Annotated in this window: 13 protein-coding genes; 10 read left to right on the top strand and 3 right to left on the bottom strand. The window is 60.1% G+C overall.

Annotated features, from left to right (window positions below; translation table 11 throughout):
- Positions 1-868: 868 nt before the first annotated feature.
- Positions 869-2,977, top strand: coding sequence for a prolyl oligopeptidase family serine peptidase (locus BSIN_RS13505; RefSeq protein WP_256583786.1), 2,109 nt, complete (start codon positions 869-871; stop codon positions 2,975-2,977).
- Between the two features lie 26 nt (positions 2,978-3,003).
- On the opposite strand, the gene idi is transcribed toward BSIN_RS13505, so the two are convergent.
- Complete coding sequence (gene idi, locus BSIN_RS13500; RefSeq protein WP_089340916.1) at positions 3,004-3,576, bottom strand: isopentenyl-diphosphate Delta-isomerase; 573 nt, start codon at positions 3,574-3,576, stop codon at positions 3,004-3,006.
- 125 nt (positions 3,577-3,701) lie between these two features.
- Positions 3,702-5,648, bottom strand: coding sequence for a 1-deoxy-D-xylulose-5-phosphate synthase (gene dxs / locus BSIN_RS13495; RefSeq protein WP_089340883.1), 1,947 nt, complete (start codon positions 5,646-5,648; stop codon positions 3,702-3,704).
- A 484-nt stretch (positions 5,649-6,132) separates the two neighbouring features.
- On the opposite strand from dxs, the gene BSIN_RS13490 reads away from it, so the two are divergent.
- The 6 genes from BSIN_RS13490 to BSIN_RS13465 all read left to right on the top strand — a co-directional run bounded on the left by BSIN_RS13490 (position 6,133) and on the right by BSIN_RS13465 (position 13,668).
- On the top strand, positions 6,133-7,038 hold the full coding sequence (locus tag BSIN_RS13490; protein ID WP_256583785.1) for an SAM-dependent methyltransferase: 906 nt from the start codon (positions 6,133-6,135) through the stop codon (positions 7,036-7,038).
- A gap of 125 nt (positions 7,039-7,163) precedes the next feature.
- Positions 7,164-8,084 (top strand): terpene synthase family protein, encoded by a 921-nt coding sequence (locus tag BSIN_RS13485; RefSeq protein WP_089340881.1) that lies wholly within the window; start codon positions 7,164-7,166, stop codon positions 8,082-8,084.
- A gap of 82 nt (positions 8,085-8,166) precedes the next feature.
- The gene (locus tag BSIN_RS13480; protein WP_089340880.1) at positions 8,167-9,186 is read left to right on the top strand and encodes a Rieske 2Fe-2S domain-containing protein; all 1,020 of its coding nucleotides are present in this window, start codon (positions 8,167-8,169) and stop codon (positions 9,184-9,186) included.
- 28 nt (positions 9,187-9,214) lie between these two features.
- Positions 9,215-10,183, top strand: a complete 969-nt coding sequence (locus BSIN_RS13475) for a Rieske (2Fe-2S) protein (RefSeq protein ID WP_089340879.1) — start codon at positions 9,215-9,217, stop codon at positions 10,181-10,183.
- A 387-nt stretch (positions 10,184-10,570) separates the two neighbouring features.
- A complete protein-coding gene (locus tag BSIN_RS13470) occupies positions 10,571-11,713 on the top strand; it encodes a branched-chain amino acid ABC transporter substrate-binding protein (protein WP_059519805.1) in 1,143 nt (380 codons plus the stop codon).
- Between the two features lie 191 nt (positions 11,714-11,904).
- Positions 11,905-13,668 carry a cation:proton antiporter domain-containing protein gene (locus BSIN_RS13465; RefSeq protein ID WP_089340878.1) on the top strand — a complete coding sequence of 588 codons (1,764 nt, stop codon included), beginning with the start codon at positions 11,905-11,907 and terminating at the stop codon, positions 13,666-13,668.
- A gap of 66 nt (positions 13,669-13,734) precedes the next feature.
- Here the strand turns inward: BSIN_RS13465 and BSIN_RS13460 are convergent, their stop codons facing one another.
- Complete coding sequence (locus BSIN_RS13460) at positions 13,735-14,292, bottom strand: 5' nucleotidase, NT5C type (RefSeq protein ID WP_089340915.1); 558 nt, start codon at positions 14,290-14,292, stop codon at positions 13,735-13,737.
- 611 nt (positions 14,293-14,903) lie between these two features.
- Between BSIN_RS13460 and BSIN_RS13455 the strand changes: the two genes are divergently transcribed.
- The 3 genes from BSIN_RS13455 to BSIN_RS13445 are packed head-to-tail and all read left to right on the top strand — an operon-like array spanning position 14,904 to position 18,291.
- Positions 14,904-16,052 (top strand): sedoheptulose 7-phosphate cyclase, encoded by a 1,149-nt coding sequence (locus tag BSIN_RS13455; RefSeq protein WP_159935966.1) that lies wholly within the window; start codon positions 14,904-14,906, stop codon positions 16,050-16,052.
- Positions 16,049-16,792, top strand: a complete 744-nt coding sequence (locus tag BSIN_RS13450) for an SDR family NAD(P)-dependent oxidoreductase (protein ID WP_059519802.1) — start codon at positions 16,049-16,051, stop codon at positions 16,790-16,792. Before BSIN_RS13455 ends, BSIN_RS13450 begins: the two co-directional genes overlap by 4 nt.
- Positions 16,783-18,291, top strand: a complete 1,509-nt coding sequence (locus tag BSIN_RS13445) for a GMC family oxidoreductase (protein ID WP_159935964.1) — start codon at positions 16,783-16,785, stop codon at positions 18,289-18,291. Before BSIN_RS13450 ends, BSIN_RS13445 begins: the two co-directional genes overlap by 10 nt.
- The last annotated feature ends 5 nt before the right edge of the window (positions 18,292-18,296 follow it).

Below are 18,296 nucleotides of genomic sequence, written 5' to 3'. Positions count from 1 at the left end.
AATTCCAGATGTAAAATTCGACTATAAAAATCAACAAAAATCAGGCTATAAACGCCCGTTGCAAAAATGAACGAGCGTTTTCGGGAACAACGGGCGAGCGCTCGTGACAGTGTAGAGACCCTGTCGTCAACGGCTCACGAGGTACCGACGAATGTCCGCACGATTTGCCGGTAACGGGCGATTTGGGTCGATCGCTTTTTATTGGTCACCCTGGCCTCATGGTCATCGGTATCGGGTTCGAAAAAAGCGCAGTGCATGCACCTCTGGAACGATACCGCTGTCGATGTTGACCGGCGTGCGCGAGAGTCTGGCGAATAGCCGTAGTTCTTCCCCTGCTAACTTGCACGAATGCGACATGTCACGGATACCGATTACCCGGTAACGAAGCATTGTTGATTTTTGTTGCTGAAGCAACATGTTGGTTGACGCGAACAGCGGTGACTTCGCAATATGGGTAGCGTACTGAATTTGTATTCGCATATATACGCATACATTCGATTGCGGCATCACGGCGGTTTTGCGTATCACATGTCCGTCTCGTCGTGCAGTGCGAATGCACGGAGGCGCTCACTGTTTCGTGAGATCCGGATTTTCCAGTTCTGCTTGCGTACGCGACGAAGTGAATAAGACGGGCTATGCACTCAAGTGGACTCACCGCGTTCATGGCCGCTCCTGGACAGAGCCGCCGCCAACTTAGTCATGCTACTCAATTCAACGGATGACATATGATGGACTAAACACCTGGAGCCTTCATGAAAGAGGCTTCAAGCATTTCCGGCGCGAGCCCGTCAGGAAGTGTTCTTGAGACGATCCGAAATAATGCATGCGATGGGCTCGGATCGCGTCGATCAATCGGAAGAGCATTACATTGTTATCGAAACCTCACACCACTCAGTCGCCGTCGGCGCACACGTCGGATCCCTATCTTGCGCTCGAGGCGGCGCAGGATTCCGATGTCGAGACCTGGATCGGCGAGCAGAACACGCGCACGATGCGTGCATTCGGCGATACCGCGCGTTCGCAGGCACGTGCCCGGCGCATTGCTCAAATTCTCACGTCGAGCGAACGTATCGCACAGTGTTCGCGTTTCGACGCATGGGGCTACAACACGTGGATCGACGACACGCATCCGCTTGGCCTGGTTCGGCGCACGCCCTGGCAGGCATGGCTCGACGGCCGGCCGCAGTGGGAGGATGTACTGGATGTCGGTACGATCGATTTAAACAATCGCGACGGCGACGGCCCGCGCTGGGTGTTGGTGGATTTCACCCTCGTTCATCCCACCTACGACCGCGCGCTCGTGATGCTTTCGCCGGGCGGCGCGGACGCGTGCATCGTGCGTGAATACGATGTGAATTCACGCATGTTTGTGAAAGGCGGCTTCGAGCTTGCCCAAGCGGGGCGGCACTGCGTGTCGTGGATCGATCGCGACACGATCTATGTCGGCTGGGACGACAGCGCGCTTAACGACGCGCCGCAACTCACTGCGTCGGGTTTCCCGCGCCAAGTGCGCAAATGGCGGCGAGGCACCGACGTGGCAGCGGCGCCAGTCGTTTTCGAAGGCAGACGGGATGACGTGTCCGTGGTGGCGACCTATGACGATGTGAATAAACGGCATTTGGCGTGGCGCGACGTCACGTTCTTCGAGTCAGAGGGATTCTGGCTCGATCAGGACGGCACGTGGCAACGCTACGACGTGCCACGCGACGCAAGCGTGTTCGAATGGAACGGATGGCTGCTTGTCACGATTCGCTCGGATTGGACCGTTGGCGGCACGACGCAGGCGGGCGGTACGTTGCTGGCGTTCCGACGGTCCGCATTTGTCGAAGGGGTGCGTGATGTCACCGTGCTTTTCGCACCGGGCGAGCGGCATATCCTGTCGGACGTGAGTTACACGCGAAACTGGCTGATCATCAAACATAAACAGGACGGGATGACGCAGGTGACGCTATGGCGGCCGCCCGTTGCCGCCGAAAGCGCGTGGCAAGACCGCGAATGGGCATTGCCGCAGGGGTGCGAAGTGTCGTTGAGCGCAATCGATGAAATTCGCGACGACACGGTCTTGATTCACACCGAGCATTTCCTGACGCCGCCGTCATTGTATTGGGCCGATCTCGCGGATGAGTCGCCCTGGCAGCTGATTGCCCGGCTGCCTGCGCAGTTCGATGCAGCGGGGCTGGCCGTCGAGCGTTGCTATGCAGCCGCACCCGATGGGGTTCGGATTCCTTATTGGATCATAGGCCGCGAGAGCGATCTGCGCGGCAATCCGCAGCCGTGCGTGCTGTTCGGCTATGGCGGTTTCGAAGTCGAATTCGATACGCCGTTTTATCTGAACGTCGACGGCTACGCATGGCTCGAAGCGGGCGGCGTGCTGGCGATTGCCGGCATCCGCGGCGGCGGCGAATTCGGGCCTTCGTGGCACCGCGCCGCACTGCGCGATAAGCGTCAGACAGCATTCGACGATTTCATCGCCGTCGCGCAGTCGCTGGTCGATGCCGCGACAACCACGCCGAAGCAACTGGCTATTCGAGGCGCAAGCAATGGCGGCTTGCTGACGGCGGCCTGCATGATACAGCGCCCGGATTTGTTTGGCGCGGTCGTGTCCGAGATGCCCGTGCTCGACATGGCGCGTTTTCATGTTTTGCTGCAAGGCGCGGCATGGATCGACGAATATGGCGATCCCGACGATGCCGACGCACTGCGCGCATTGATGGCGTACTCGCCATACCAGAACGTGAAAGCGGGCGTTGCCTATCCTCCCGTTCTATTCACGACGTCGGCAACGGACGACCGGGTGCATCCGGGGCATGCGCGTAAGATGGTCGCGAAGATGCAGGCGCTCGGGCATGAACAGGTGTGGTATTGGGAGCAGCGCGACGGTGGGCATGGGCCCGGTGTCGAGCTGGAAGCCGTCGCGCGCGCGTATGCGACGGTGTACGAATTCCTATGGACGACGATCGGTTCATGCCGCGATTGATGGACGTTTGTCGGGCGAGCCGTGCGTCAGCGCGTGGCAGAGGCGCTGCGAACGGCGCTCAACCGGCCCGCGTTGGCGGCCCATGCCGACAAGCCGTCTTTGCCCGTTCGCGCGACGATGTGCCGGAACCAGATAGTGAATGCATCGGGGTCTGCCGCGATCCATGTGAGCAGCGTCGGCAGATCGATCCATCGCCACGCGGCAACTTCGGCCGGGTCCGGAGCGGGCACATCCTGAGCCGCGCCGGTGTGGATATGTAGAAACTCGTGTTCGACGAGCCCGTTGTCGAGCGGCGCGCGATACAACAGCGTGTCGACTTCCCTCAGTTCGCAGGCGAAACCCATTTCCTCGTGCAGACGGCGGCGTGTGGCATCGAGTAACGTTTCGCCGGGGCGCGGATGCCCGCAGCAAGTGTTGGTCCACAGTCCGCCCGAGTGATATTTGCCATGCGCCCGCTGCTGTAACAGTACTCGGCCTGCGTAATCGAACACGAAAATCGAGAATGCGCGATGCAGCAGCCCTTCGCGATGGGCGTGCAGTTTGCCGCATACGCCGAGGGCGCGGTCATCGGCATCGACGAGGATCAAGCGCTCTTCCATCTGGTCTCCTGATATTTCCGCGCCGCTGTGTCCGCGCGCGGATGCAGTGGTCGGCACGGACCGTTGTGCTTGCCGATTGATCGGAATGCCGCTTCTTTTGCCGAGTAACGATAGCAGTGCAAACATTACAGCGAATACGGGTGCGGAGCGTTGTCGAGCATTGCGTCGAAAGGCAGGATGGTTACAGTGGTCGCTGCGGGCCATCTATCGAGCCGGGCGATAAAACGCTCGACCGACGCTCGAATGCCGGCAGCGTCGAGCCCATTCAATGTCAATAATTCGTCCGGCTCGCCGTGTTCGACGAACGCATCCGGCAAGCCGATGCGCAGCACTGGACGGTAAATCAGCATGTCGGCCAGCGTCTCGATGCAAGCCGATCCCGCACCTGCATGCAGGCAGCCTTCCTCGATCGTGACGAGAACGTCGTGGGTCGATGCGATCTCGCGCAGCCGCGTGGTGTCCAGCGGTTTGACGAAGCGCATGTCGACCACCGTTGCGTCGAGTGCTTCGGCCGCGCTCAACGACGGTGCCACCATCGTCCCGAACGCAAGCAGTGCAATGCGTCGCCCGTTCGGCGCATTGCTCGAGCGCAGCAGCGCCGAGACGCCGATCGGCAGCACCGTCATCTCCGCTTCGATTACCGCGCCCGGTCCGCCGCCGCGCGGATAACGAACCGCGCAAGGTCCGGGCTGCCGTAGCGCGGTATGCAGCATTTGCCGGCACTCGTTCTCGTTCGATGGTGCCATCACGATCAGATTGGGGATGCAGCGCAGATACGCGAGATCGAATGCGCCCATGTGTGTGGCGCCATCCGCGCCGACGATGCCCGCGCGGTCGATCGCGAACGTGACGGGCAAGTTCTGGATCGCGACGTCGTGGATCAACTGATCGTAGCCGCGTTGCAGGAACGTTGAATAGATCGCGACGACGGGGCGCATGCCGTCCGCTGCTAGCCCGGCCGCAAACGTAACCGCATGCTGCTCGGCGATTGCGACGTCGAAATAGCGGGCCGGAAAGCGCCGCTCGAATTCGACGAGGCCAGAGCCCTCGCGCATCGCCGGTGTGATCGCGACGACGCGCTCATCGCGCATGGCTTCGTCGCATAGCCATTCGCAAAAGACTTGCGCATAGGTTTTTCGCTTGGATTGACCCGGTACGATGCCCACGGCCGTATCGAATTTGCCGGGCCCGTGATATCGGATCGGATCAGCTTCGGCCTGCGGATAGCCGTGGCCCTTCTGCGTGACGACATGCAGCAGATGCGGACCCGGCGCGCGTTTCAGGCCGGCCAGCGCGTCAATCAACTGATTGACGTCGTGGCCGTCGATCGGGCCGGCGTAGTTGAAGCCGAACTCTTCGAACCATGCCACGGGGGCGGCCGGGCCTTGGACCGGTGTTTCGAGCCGGTTGACGGGCTGGCGTGTCGGTGGCGCGAGATTCAGCAGATCCTGAGCATGCCGCTTGGCGTGCATCCGCGATCGGCCCGCAATCAGCCTGCCGAGCGCGTGCCTGAGCGCGCCCACCGATGGAGAGATCGACATGTCATTGTCGTTTAGGACAACGATGAACGGCAATGCGTCGACAATGCCGGCGTTGTTCAGGGCTTCGTAAGCGATGCCGGCGGATAGTGCACCGTCGCCGATGACGGCGACGCAATGGCGTGCGGTGCATTGAAGCCGGGCCGCGTGTGCCATCCCGAGGGCGGCTGAGATCGACGTGCTCGAGTGCGCGGTGCCGAACGCATCGTATTGCGATTCGCTGCGGTGGGGGAAACCGGAAATCCCGCCGAGCTGACGGATGGTCGGCATCGCATCGCGGCGGCCGGTAAGGATTTTATGTGGATATGACTGATGGCCGACATCCCAGACGATGCGGTCGTGCGGGGTGTCAAATACGTAATGCAAAGCAATCGCGAGTTCGACACTGCCGAGGTTTGAGGCGAGATGGCCGCCGGTCTTCGATACGCTGTCGAGCACAAAAGCGCGCAACTCGTTGGCGAGTTGAGGGAGCGTCGCACGCTCGAGCGTGCGGAGGTCGCAGGGTAGGCGGATGTGTTGGAGGAGGTTATGCATGATGGCTTTCCCGTAGTAATAATAGTGCCAATTACATCCCGTTTTATTAAGCGATTTAAAACAATAATTTCTGCGTTGGTGTTCCCTGGTTGATGAAGTCCTTGAAAAATAAAAAACTGTTTCATATAAAAATAACATCCCCTTTTTTGAGGATCGTAGTATTAAAAATTAAAAAACTCCAGGTTGGATATTGTTTGATAAATTTGGTTAATTCCAAAAATTTAATCTTTTGTCGTGAAAATTAATTTAAATAAGTACATCATGAATTTTTCGATTACGAATGAATGGATTCGTGTCGGTGCTTTGTAATTTTCAAGGAATGAAGATTTTTTGATTTAAGATCTAATAAAGTCTTGCTGCATGTGATTTTTTGTGGATATATTTCGTGAAGTAATAAATCCTGATTTTTCATGCGGAAAGGTGAAATATGGAACATGCCAATGCTCAAAGGGGGGCGTCTGCCCATCACTCAATGAATTCCCGAATGTTGCCGATCAGATTCTTACGCGGCGATGCTGTCAACGATTACGAAAGTAAGATCGAAACGACTTATCAAGGCGATCCGGAAGAATGGCGTAAGGCAATTGGCGACTGTTTGTTATTTCAGTTCGGCGTCTATGACGATCCCCGCTCGACGCCGCCGATCTCGCTGGATGAGGCCGGCATCCGGTATTTCGAGCGTCAGCTAAACCTCGCGGGTTTTGACGATCCTGACCATCCCGATGTAGAACGGATTCTCGATATCGGGTGTGGGTGGGGCTACATACTTAAATATCTGGCTGAACGCTTTCCTAACTGCATGCGACTCGATGGCATCAACGTGAGCCGGGAACAGCTTGAATATTGCGCCCGTTTCCATGCAAAACATGGGCTGGCGGATCGGATCAATCTGTATCAATGCAATGCTCAAGATGTTCATCTTCTGCCGGACCATGCGGCCCCATATGACCTCGTCATCATCCGAGGTGTGATTTCGCACTTTCCGAACGAATTATATGAAAAATCGATGAAAACTTTGCATGGAAGAGTACGGCCCGGCGGTATGGTGGTGATTTCAGACAATCTTTACAACGTGAATCTCGATGAATACACATCGGATACGCCGGACGAAGTGGATCGTATCGCATGTAAGCACCGTAAAACACCCAAGTATTTTTCGCAGGTGTTGACCGATGCCGGCTTCAAGATACTCGACATGCGCGTATTGCCGTCGAATATCGACGTTGCCCGTTGGTTGATGGAGTCGAAAGCGAATATTGAGAAACATTTTCCGCATGGGGCGACGGGTACGCTCGAGGAATTGCGCGTACTGGCCGAGAACTGGTCCGTCGCACTGATCAAGAACAAGGTTTCGACATACAGCGTAATCGCCACTCGGCAGATCGGCTGATCCCATGTGCACACCGGCTGTTGGTTCGATATACGGAGCGTCGTATGACTGAATCCAGCGTAGCAACCGCAACGGAACGAGCGGCTGTATCGGATGAATTGTTTTTTCCGTCGCCGCGACTTGAATTGAAGGCCGCATGGCATCCGCTGCACGACGCGATCGAGCAGCAACTGGCTGTCGACAACTATTCATATCTACTGCGTCACTGCGGCAACGAACAGGCCGCACGCCGTTATCTGTCGCAACGCATTCCGGCATATGGTGGCCTGTGTTACCCGAACGCCCTGAACGAGCGGATCTATGCGGTCGAGCAGTTGATGAATGTGATGACCTTGATGGACGACGCGTTTACCGCATTCGCGCGGGACGGCAATCAACCGGGGCTCGATGCGCTGCGCGACGATTTCATTGCCGCCATTGGTGGCAAATGTTCTTCTCCGAATACGCCGTCCGCCCAGCTGTTGTACGAGACGCTGCGATTGATGGATGGCGTGCGCACGTCGCGCCCCCGTTTCTGGCGACGATTCATCGGCTGCATCGGCGAGCAGATCGATATGCAGGCGAATCCGTCAGCCATCGATGCTGCGCACCTGTCATTCAACGAATATCTCCAGCTCAGACATGTCGAGGGATTTGGCCATTGGATCACGCTAACGACCGAATACGCGCTTGACGTCGACATGGGAGATTTACTGGACGAGTCATTGATCGGCATGCGCGATGCGGTGATCGACTCGGTGATTCTCGTCAACGACCTTTTTTCGTTCCGCAAGGAATCGTCGGCGGCGGAGACACTGAATGCAGTTTGGATTTTGATGCGCGTCGAGCAACTCGATACCCAGGCTGCGATATGCCGGCTCGCCGAGCTATGCGAGCTAAACGAACGTCGGCTGATCGATGCGCAGAACTCGGTTGCCGTGAGCGCGCTCGGCCAGCGGGCCGACGTGCGTGCCTATATTGCCGAGCTGGGCCACATGAGCGCCGGAAACGCGGAGTTCCATCGATTCAGCACGCGCTACCACGCAGAGGAGCGCGATAGCGGGTGACGTGCGGGTAGACAGCAGATCACGTTGACGGCAGGCCAGGTAGGCAAGCACAGATCGCGTTTTGACGGTAAGGGAAAAATCGATGAGGGCTCGCAACGAATGTCGGAATACGCCATTGGGCCGCTATCCGGACGGCTGGTTTGCGCTCGGTTACAGCCGGGACGTGAAGCGCGGCGCGGTCGTAGTCAAGCGCTTCGCGGGGGACGACGTCGTGATGTATCGAACGCGATCCGGGCTGCTGCGCGTGATCGAACCGCACTGTCCGCATCTCGGCGCACATCTGGGACACGGCGGCGTGGTCGATGGGGAAAATCTCGTCTGCCCGTTTCATCATCTTGCATTCGGTCCGGAGGGAACTTGTGCGCACGCACCGGGTGCGCTGAAGCCGCCGGCGGCGATGCTGCGGCAGCGGCACGTGCGCGAGTGGAACGGCATCATCGTTGCATGGTACAGCGGTGTTGGCGATGCCCCGCAATGGGCGTTGCCGGACCTCGATCTGAGCGGCTATTCGGTCCCGCGCGGGCGTTGCCATACGCTCAACGGCAATTTGCAGAATCCGGCGGAGAACGGTGTCGATGTCAATCATTTCGGCCCGGTGCATGGTTGGTCCAACCCGGTGTTGCAGCCGCCGCAAGCGGATGGCCACATGATGACGATGCGCTCGACGCTTGTGTTGCTTGGCCAGCCGCTGCGACTCGATATCACGATGCACGGTCTTGGCTGCATGGCGGCGCGCATGGAACTGCCGCGCCTGGGGCTGCATGCGCGTGTCGTGTTATTCCCAACGCAGATCGAGCCCGATCGATGGACCTGCATTGAGCTGGTGGCATTGCGCGTCGAGCGTTTGTCGTCATGGCCGGCCACCATAAGACGCGTCGCGCACGAAGTACTCGCGACTGCCGCATACCGTTTATGGTTCGTACCGCAATTCAAACGTGATCTGCTAATCTGGCATCACCGGAATTACGATATACGCCCGACGCTGATGGCGGGAGAAATGGCGATCATGATCTTTCGTCGCTGGGCATCGCAGTTCTATTCGTGCGCGCCAGATTATGCACGAGACATCAGCAGCAACTCGAACCGCCGCTTTGCGCGTTGATTTCCCCGACTGTTGGTAGGAGATCGAAATGAATGACGCCGCGTGCGCTGTCGACGTTCCGCCGCTGCCCTATCCGGACGGATGGTTCGCACTGTGCTTCAGCGACGAGCTGAAGCCGGGAGCAGTATTGACGACGCCGTTCATGGGGCGCGACGTCGTATTGTATCGAACCGCACTCGGCGTTGCATGTGCGGTCGACGCGTATTGCCCGCATCAAGGTGCGCATCTAGGGCGCGGTGGCACCGTCGAGGGAGAGAATCTGGTTTGCCCGTTTCATGGTTATGCCTATGGAACAGACGGTCGGCGTGCCGGTGTCGCGTGCGAGCGCGGCCGGGCACTCGCGCTGCGGACCCTGCGCGTATGCGAATGGAACGGTTTCGTATTCGTCTGGCAGCACGCACGCGGGCTCGAGCCGACGTGGGCGTTACCCGAGGTCGATATGGAAGGTTTTTCGAAGCCCATCGGCCGTGCGTATACATTGCGCGGCGTGATGCAGAACTTGCCGGAGAACGGCTACGACCTCGAGCATTTCGGCGCATTGCATCGATGGAGGGACATGGTGCCGCATCCGCCGGTGGTCGATGGACCGAGGATTTCGATGCGGGTCGACATGAAGTGGCGGAGCGTGAAATGGAGCACGGTCATCGGTGTGCATGGACTTGGCTGTGTGTCGTCCGACCATCAGATGAAGGCGCTCGGACTTGAAGCGAAGATATTTGCATGCGGCGTGCAGATCGCGCCGTTGCGATGGACCTTTCGCGATGGCATCTCGTTTCGTTTCTCATGGCTATCGAACTGGCCGTCGTGGCTACAGCATCCGATCTACGCGATACTCGCGCGCATACTGCATCGTTTATGGCTTGTGCCGGTCTTCAATGAAGACATCATGGTTTGGAGCAACCGCGATTACGCCGGTTACGGCCGGCCCGGGGCCGGAAACAGTCCATATGCGGTATTTCAACGTTGGGCACGGCAATTTTATTCATCAGTCGACTAGCATGAAGATATTTTGCCGGATGTGGCGAGTGCAACGCTGCACAAGCCGTTTGTCGAACGAATAGCCTGATCCGGCACATCATGGATTGCCCGGTCTTGCTTGACCTGGTGCGATGCCGGGGAAGCCGGCATCACGCGCACCGGTCCGGCCCGAGGCTGCATTGGCTTGCAGCCGGGGGCGAAGGCACTCGGCTGCGCGGCAAAAGGCGCCCCTCATTTTTGCGGCGCGGCGATGCCGGGCGACATGGTTTTCCCGCAGCCATCACATGCGTCGATATCTACCTTGCTCAAACAAATATTTTTCGGCACGATTGCACGCTGACATGAGCCGCGCACGCACCGTTGTCGGGCGGCCTGGGTCAACACGAATCGGAAACAGGGGACTCCCATGAATGTCAAGCTGCAAAAAATAATGCCGCTCAGCGCGGCGGCAATGTTGCTGGCGGCCGCCGCGTCGAATGCGGCCGCGGATCAGGTCGTGAAGATTGGCAGCGTCGAGCCGCTGACGGGAGGCATCGCACACCTCGGCAAGGACAATGAAAACGGCGCGCGTCTGGCCATCGAGGAGATCAACGCGAAGGGCCTCACGATCGGCGGCCAGAAAATCACGCTCCAGCTCGACGCGCAGGACGACGCGGCCGACCCGCGCACGGCCACGCAGGTCGCGCAGAAGCTGGTCGACGACAAGGTCGTCGCCGTGGTCGGCCACCTGAACTCGGGTACGTCGATTCCGGCCTCGAAGATCTACAGCGACGCCGGCATCGTGCAAATTTCGCCGTCGGCGACCAATCCGGCCTATACGCAGCAAGGCTTCAAGACCACCTTCCGCGTCGTCGCGACCGATGCGCAGCAGGGCCCGGCGCTGGCCAACTATGCGTCGTCGAAGGGTGTGAAGACGGTGGCCGTCGTTGACGATTCGACCGCGTATGGCCAAGGCCTCGCGAACGAATTCGAGAAAAAGGCGAAATCGCTCGGTCTGAAAGTGTTGTCGCACGACGCGACGAACGACAAGGCGGTCGATTTCCGCGCGATTCTGACGAAGATCAAGGGGGAAAACCCGGACGCGATCATGTACGGCGGGATGGACGCGACGGGTGGCCCGTTCGCGAAGCAGGCCAAGCAGCTCGGCCTGCGCGCGAAGATTCTTTCGGGCGACGGCGTGTGCACCGACGGGCTCGCGAGCCTGGCGGGCGATGCGGTGGGCAACATCATCTGCTCGCAGGCGGGCGCGGCGGTCGAAAAGATGCCCGGCGGCCCCGCGTTCAAGGCGAAATACGAGAAGCGTTTCAACCAGCCGATCCGGTTCGATGCGCCGTTCGCGTATGACGCTGTCTACATCATCGTCGATGCGATGAAGCGCACGAATTCGACGGACCCGGCGAAGATTCTGTCGGCGATTCCGACGACGAAGTACAAGGGCGTGATCGGCGAGACGACCTTCGATTCGAAGGGCGATCTCACGCATGGCGTGATCTCGCTGTACAACTATAAGGACGGCAAGAAGACCTTCCTCGATCAGGTCGAGATGTAACGCGTTTCGAACAACGCGGCCCGCTCGTCCCGGGCCCGGTTCGGCGTTTCGCGGCCCCGCGCACGGTTGTTCGTGTGCGGGGCCGCGCGTTTTTGTGCGCCGCAGCGCGGCCGCTGATTCAATTCACCCGTTGTTCATCGCAATCCCTTATCCTTGAACCTTACGAATGATTTACATGCAAGGATGCCAGGATGCCTCATGACGTCAGCCTGATTGCGCTGCTCGCGGCCGGTTTCGGTCTCGCGATGATCTTCGGTTACCTCGCGTCGCTGCTAAAAATGCCACCGCTCGTCGGCTATTTGCTCGCCGGCATCGTAATCGGCCCAGGCACCCCCGGTTTCGTCGGCGACATCGCGCTCGCGCAGCAGCTCGCCGAAATCGGCGTGATGCTGCTGATGTTCGGGGTCGGCTTGCATTTCTCGCTCGGTGATCTATTGGCGGTCCGCAAGATCGCGCTGCCTGGCGCGATCGTGCAGATCACCGTTGCGACGGCGCTCGGCGCGGGGCTTGCGCTGTTGTGGGGGTGGAGCGTAGGCGGGGCGCTCGTGTTCGGTCTTGCGCTATCGGTTGCGAGTACGGTGGTGCTGTTGCGCGCGCTCGAAGGGCGCGGGCTCGTCGAATCGGTCAACGGGCGCATCGCGATCGGCTGGCTTGTCGTCGAGGATCTGGTGATGGTGCTCGTGCTGGTGCTGCTGCCGCCGCTGGCCGGGCTGCTCGGCGGCGCGGACGTGGGCACGGCCGGCACGCAAGCCGCTCACGATGCGCACGGTGGCGCATCGGCGGACGGCAATCTGTGGCGCGCGCTTGGCGTCACGTTGATGAAAGTCGCCGCGTTCGTCTCGCTGATGCTTGTGGTCGGCAAGCGCGTATTCCCTCGTGTGCTGTGGCTCGTTGCGCGTACCGGCTCGCGCGAGTTGTTTACGCTGTGCATGATCGCGGCAGCGGTGGGCGTTGCGTTCGGCGCGGCGAAGCTGTTCGACGTGTCGTTCGCGCTCGGCGCGTTTTTCGCCGGCATGATGATGCGCGAATCGGAATTCAGCCGCCGCGCGGCCGACGAGACGCTGCCGCTGCGCGACGCATTCTCGGTGCTGTTCTTCATCTCCGTGGGCATGCTGTTCGATCCGCGCGTGCTGATCGACGAGCCGCTGCACGTGCTCGAAGTCGCGGCGATCGTCGTGGTCGGCAAGACAATTGCCGCGGCGGCGCTCGTGCTCGCATTCCGCTATCCGCTCAATACCGCGCTGACGGTCGGCGCGGGGCTCGCGCAGATCGGCGAGTTCTCGTTCATTCTCGCGGGGCTTGGGCGTGCGCTGGGCCTGTTGTCGATGCAAGGGCAAAGCCTGATTCTTGCAGTCGCGCTGCTGTCGATCGCGCTCAACACGCTGCTGTTCGCGGCGATCGATCCGGCGCTAGCATGGATTCGCGAACGCTCGGCGCTCGCGCGCCGTCTGGAGGCGCGCGACGATCCGCTCGCGGCGTTGCCGATGTCCACGCCGCAGGCGCATTTGACGGGGCAGGTGGTGATCGTCGGCTATGGGCGGGTCGGCATGCGTATCGCGCAGGCGCTCGATAGCAGGGGCATCGCATATGTCGTCGTCGAGCAGAATCGCGAGATCGTCGAGAAGCTGCGCAACGACGGCGTCGCGGCCGTGTCGGGCGACGCGATAGAGCCTGTCGTGCTTGTGCAGGCGCACGTCGCGCGGGCGGCGATGCTCGTCGTCACGCTGCCGGATGTGTTCGACGTGCGGCAGATCGTCGAGATTGCCCGCACACTCAATCCACCGCTTGAAATCGCGCTATGCACGAACAGCGACGACGAAGCGGCGCTGCTCGCGAGCGAAGGGATGGGCGAGGTGTTCGTCGGTGAGGCGGAGTTGGCGCGCGGGATGACCGAGCATGTGCTCGCGCGGATGGGGAAGGAGGCGGTGCATAAAAGGCAAGCGGTTGCGCATTAGCATGCCCCATCGGACGGCAGTCGCTACCGCCGTTTTGGCTGACGCGGCTCTTCCCGCCGCCGCGTATCAGCCGTGCTCGCTGAAATAGCGCAAGACGGCATCCCAATCGTCGACGCGCGGCTGCCAGTCTAGGCTGGCATTGTGAGGCGCGGTGAAGAGCAGGCCCTGGCCGCTGAAACGGTGAAAGTGACGAGTGTTGTCGTCGATCAGATAATCGGCATGGACGATGCTTTTGTCGCCGCAGAACACGATGTTCGATGGCTCAATGAACGGCAGATGCCGGCGTAGCCAGCGGAATTTGTATTCGCACGAATTCGGATATTCCATCGCCGCAGTGGTCACGAAGAGTTCGAATCGGCTCGACAGCGTGCGCAATGCGCGTTGCGCTCCCGGCATGACGGGCAGCGTTTCGAAAAAACGTCCGTCGGCGAGCAGCGCTTCCATCATCGCCGCGTGCTCGGGCGAGACGAACGCCGAAAGCGGTTTGCCGATGCAAGCCGTGCGCGACAGCGCGTAATGGTGAGTGGTTCGATACCAGGCGAGTTCCGCCGAGAACGCGTCGGCAATCACTTCGTCCATATCGATGGCAATCCGGATCATCGTCGTCTCCCGAGTGGCGCGCATCGTCAACTCACTGCGTTTCGTATGATAAAGAGTTTCGACGCTGCTCGGGCCACGGGGCCGCATCGCGGCGGTCTTCCCGGCACTGGCGCGATCCCGGTGTTCGAGCTGCTCGCTCGTGTGCAACCGGGAATCGACCGCCGTCATCCGCCGGAGCGGGCTGCGCCAGCAGTCCGTTAGCGATTCGCACATTTCGACGTTTAATTTAATTAAATAATTTAAATTGTATAAGCGTTGATGAATTTTAAACAAAATGGATGAGTGAACCTACCAAGTTTTATAGGTTGATGATGATATTTTCTTGATTTTTTCTTAACCGTGTTTAGACTCTGCTTGCATTTTTAATTGATTTATTTGGTCAATTAAAGAGTGGGCGTGCAGGTTCGTGAGTGCTATCGGGCGCTTGTCGCCAATAATGCAGTGGAGTGTGTTGAGCATGACGATGGGGCATGCGATGCATATCGTGGTTTGAGTATTAAATAAAAAATTCATAACTATTTTTTCATTTTTGTGGGGAAAACAATGATTTTTTATGGGTGTTTTATCTCATCCTGAATGCCGGTTTATTTTGAATTTCAACGGAATGACGGTGTTTGAAAATGCAGGGGATTTCGATGAGGAAAATCAGAATCTGCGCGGCGCAGGAGATCGAGTACAGCATCGAATCGCACGATTCTCTGGAGAAAATGGCGGCGGGTGTCGCGTCTTTCGCCGATGGCGGTGCGATGAGCGTTTTCATCGACCAGGGTTTGCCGCGCGCGCATGCCGACTCGCTCGTGGCCGCGCTTCGCTTTGCCGGGATCAACGTGCGCTGCCATTGCGTCAACGCAGAGGAAGATCAAAAGACGCTCGGTAATGCGCTGCGGATTGCGGAGATATTGAATCAGTCCGGCACGAAGCGCCGGTCCTCGCCGCCGGTCGTGATCGGCGGCGGGGTGGTCTGCGACCTGGTGGGATTTGCATGCAGTCTCTATCGTCGCGGTATTCCGTTCATTCGCGTGCCGACCACGCTGCTCGGCATGGTCGACGTGAGTGTTGCCGCGAAGACGGCGGTCAATCATTTCGGTTACCGAAACAGGCTCGGTTCATTTCATCCGGCTGCCGCCACTTATTTGTATCCCGGCTTTCTCGATACGCTGCCCGGCCGGCATATCGCAAACGGCTTGGCCGAGGTATTCAAGGTCGCGCTGATCAAAAGCCGCCGCCTGCTCGATCTGCTTGACGAGCATGGGCATGCATTCTTCGAGCCGGGTGTCGAAACGAATCCGTTCGTCAACGAAATCATTCATCTGGCGGCGATAGCGATGGCCGAAGAGCTGGAGCCGAACCTGTGGGAGCGCGATCTGCGCCGCATCGTCGACTATGGGCATTCGTTCAGTCCGTTGATCGAGATGACCTATATCGACGAGCTGCTGCACGGCGAAGCCGTCGCGCTCGACTGTCTATATTCGGCGTTGCTGTCGAAGCAGCGCGGCATGTTGGACGAAGCCGATGTCGATCGGATTTTCGATATTGCGAAAAAGCTTCGTCTTCCTCTGTATCATCGCGGCTTCGGCGATGGGCAACTCGTTGCCGATGCGTTACGTGACACGACGATTCATCGCGACGGCCATCAGAATTTGCCTCTGATGCGCGGCCTTGGCGATGCGGTATTCGTCAACGATCTGACGCCTGCCGAGATGCGCACTGCATCCGAGGCGTTGTCACGGTTTTCGTCAGCGAGCCGCAGCGTGGGTTTTCTCATGGAGACATACCCGACATGACGGCGCCGATTCTGCTGATTACAGGGGGGACGCGGGGGATCGGCGCCGCTGTCGCCCGTCATGCGGTGCGTGCCGGCTGGATCGTTCATGCGTGGGGGCGGGACGCGCGTGCGGGCGAGGCGCTCGTGCATGCGCTCTCCGAAGGCCCGGGCGAGTGCTACTACCGTCAGGTCGACGTTTCGGATTTCGCGGCGCTGAAGCGCGAGTACGAGCGGCTCGCAGGCCCGCACCGCATTGCGTATGCATTCAACAATGCCGGCATTGCCGCCGCCGGCTCGCTCGCGGCGATCGACGCCGACGCGGTGCGACGCTGCTTCGATACGAACGTGTTCGGCCTGTGGGCGAACTTGCGGTTCCAATTGGCCGGCATGGTGGGCGCGGGGCAGGGCGTCATCGTCAATAATCATTCGATTCATGCGGTCCGCACGATGTTTCCTGGCGTCGGCGTCTATGCGGCATCGAAGGCGGCGGGGGCGGCGCTGACCAAGGCAGCCGCACTCGAGGCCGGGCCGGCGGGTGTCAGGGTGAACGGCATCGCGCCGGGGCCGATCGATACGGACATGTACCGCCGCAGCCTCGTCGACAGCGCCGACGCGAACACGTGGCCGTCGCGCATTCCGCTCGCGCGCATCGGTACGGAGGACGAGGTCGCGCAGACGGTGATGTTCCTGTTTTCGTCCGGCGCGTCGTTCATCAATGGCCAGATCGTCGGCATAGACGGAGGTGCATCGTGCTACTGAACGATGCCGTGGCGCCGGTCTACGATTACGTGATTGTCGGTGCAGGGCCGGCCGGCTGCATCGTCGCCGAGCGCCTGTCACGCGATCCTTCGGTGAGCGTGCTGTTGCTGGAGGCGGGCGACGATCTGTCGGCCCGCGAAGACGTGCTCACGCCGAGCCGCTGGCCGGTGCTGATCGATTCGGCGCACGATTGGGCGCATCGAACCGAACCGCAGCCGGCACTCGGGAATCGCGCGGTCGCTTGGCCGCGCGGCAAGATGGTCGGCGGCTCGGCGGCCATGCATGCGATGGTATACGTTCGCGGCCATCCGGACGATTTCGCGCGCTGGGCGGACGAGGTTGCGCCTTCGTGGGGCTGGGCGAGCCTGCAACGCTTTTTCGAGCGGTTCGAGCAAGGGAGCGGTGAGATCGTGTCGGTCGAGCGGCCGACGTCGCTGCATCCTTTCTGCGAAGCGTTTCTCGACGTCGCGCAGACGCTCGGCTTGCCGTGCCGCGAGATGGTCGACGTATGCGCGCACCCGGGAGTTGGCCGATACCACGTGATGCAGCGCGACGGCCTGCGTTCGTTTCCCGCGCGGACTTGCCTGGCGAGAGCGTTGGCGCGGCCGAATTTCACGATGCTCACGCATTGCCGGGTCGAGCGGCTGGGATTCGATGGCCGCCACGCGCGGCAAGTGATCGTCGAGTGCGTGGACGGCACGCAGCCGATCCGCGTTGAACGCGAGGCGATTTTGTGCGCGGGCACGATCGGCTCGCCAGCCATTCTGCTGCGCTCGGGCGTCGGTCCTGCCCGCGCGCTGCGCGCGGCGGACATTCCGATCGCGCATGCGCTCGAAGGCGTCGGCGCGAATTTGCACGATCACGCGCAGGTGACGTTGTCCGTCCGGTCGTTCACCAGCATGCCCGTTGCGCGCACGTCGAATCTCGGTGAAGTCGGCGGTTTTCTGAATACGCCGGCATCGGCCGAGCAGTCGTCGACGCAGCTTGCGTTCGCGCCGATCATCGGCTTGAGCCGCGGCGGCGACATCGGCGGCGGATTTTCGCTCGGGCCGTCGGTCGGCTTACCGGCGAGCCGAGGCCGGGTTGGTATTCGGCGTGTGGCGGGCCGGCTGCGAATCAGTATCGATCCCGCTTATCTGAGCGACGAGCGCGATCTCGCCGTGCTTGCCCACGGCGTGTCGATCTGCCGCGAGATCGTCGGTCATCCGCGGTTGTCCGCACTTGCCGGCACGACGGGCAGGGATTTCGACCGGTTGCGGGAGCGCGACGCGATCCGGCGGTTCTGCCGCTCGCACGCGCATACGCAATTTCATCCGGTCGGCACCTGCAAGGCGGGGCACGGCGGCGACGCGGTGGTCGCGCCGGACTTCAAGGTCATCGGCCTGGACAACGTCAGGATCGTCGACGGATCGGTGATTCCGTCGATCACGAGGGCGAACACGTGTGCGCCGATCATGGCGCTCGCGATGCTCGCGGCCGATTCGCTGGCCGGCGGCTGAAGTCC

This window comes from Burkholderia singularis (genome assembly GCF_900176645.1).
GTDB classification, from domain to species: Bacteria; Pseudomonadota; Gammaproteobacteria; order Burkholderiales; family Burkholderiaceae; genus Burkholderia; species Burkholderia singularis.
This window is presented reverse-complemented; position numbering and strand designations above follow the sequence as displayed.

What these genes read in the sequence shown, in the direction of transcription:
- BSIN_RS13455 (WP_159935966.1), top strand. Translation starts at nt 14,904, where the DNA reads ATGAGGAAAATCAGAATCTGCGCGGCGCAGGAGATCGAGTACAGCATC.
- BSIN_RS13460 (WP_089340915.1), bottom strand. Translation starts at nt 14,292, where the DNA reads ATGCGCGCCACTCGGGAGACGACGATGATCCGGATTGCCATCGATATG.
- BSIN_RS13450 (WP_059519802.1), top strand. Translation starts at nt 16,049, where the DNA reads ATGACGGCGCCGATTCTGCTGATTACAGGGGGGACGCGGGGGATCGGC.
- BSIN_RS13465 (WP_089340878.1), top strand. Translation starts at nt 11,905, where the DNA reads ATGCCTCATGACGTCAGCCTGATTGCGCTGCTCGCGGCCGGTTTCGGT.
- BSIN_RS13490 (WP_256583785.1), top strand. Translation starts at nt 6,133, where the DNA reads ATGTTGCCGATCAGATTCTTACGCGGCGATGCTGTCAACGATTACGAA.
- BSIN_RS13480 (WP_089340880.1), top strand. Translation starts at nt 8,167, where the DNA reads ATGAGGGCTCGCAACGAATGTCGGAATACGCCATTGGGCCGCTATCCG.
- dxs (WP_089340883.1), bottom strand. Translation starts at nt 5,648, where the DNA reads ATGCATAACCTCCTCCAACACATCCGCCTACCCTGCGACCTCCGCACG.
- idi (WP_089340916.1), bottom strand. Translation starts at nt 3,576, where the DNA reads ATGGAAGAGCGCTTGATCCTCGTCGATGCCGATGACCGCGCCCTCGGC.
- BSIN_RS13475 (WP_089340879.1), top strand. Translation starts at nt 9,215, where the DNA reads ATGAATGACGCCGCGTGCGCTGTCGACGTTCCGCCGCTGCCCTATCCG.
- BSIN_RS13470 (WP_059519805.1), top strand. Translation starts at nt 10,571, where the DNA reads ATGAATGTCAAGCTGCAAAAAATAATGCCGCTCAGCGCGGCGGCAATG.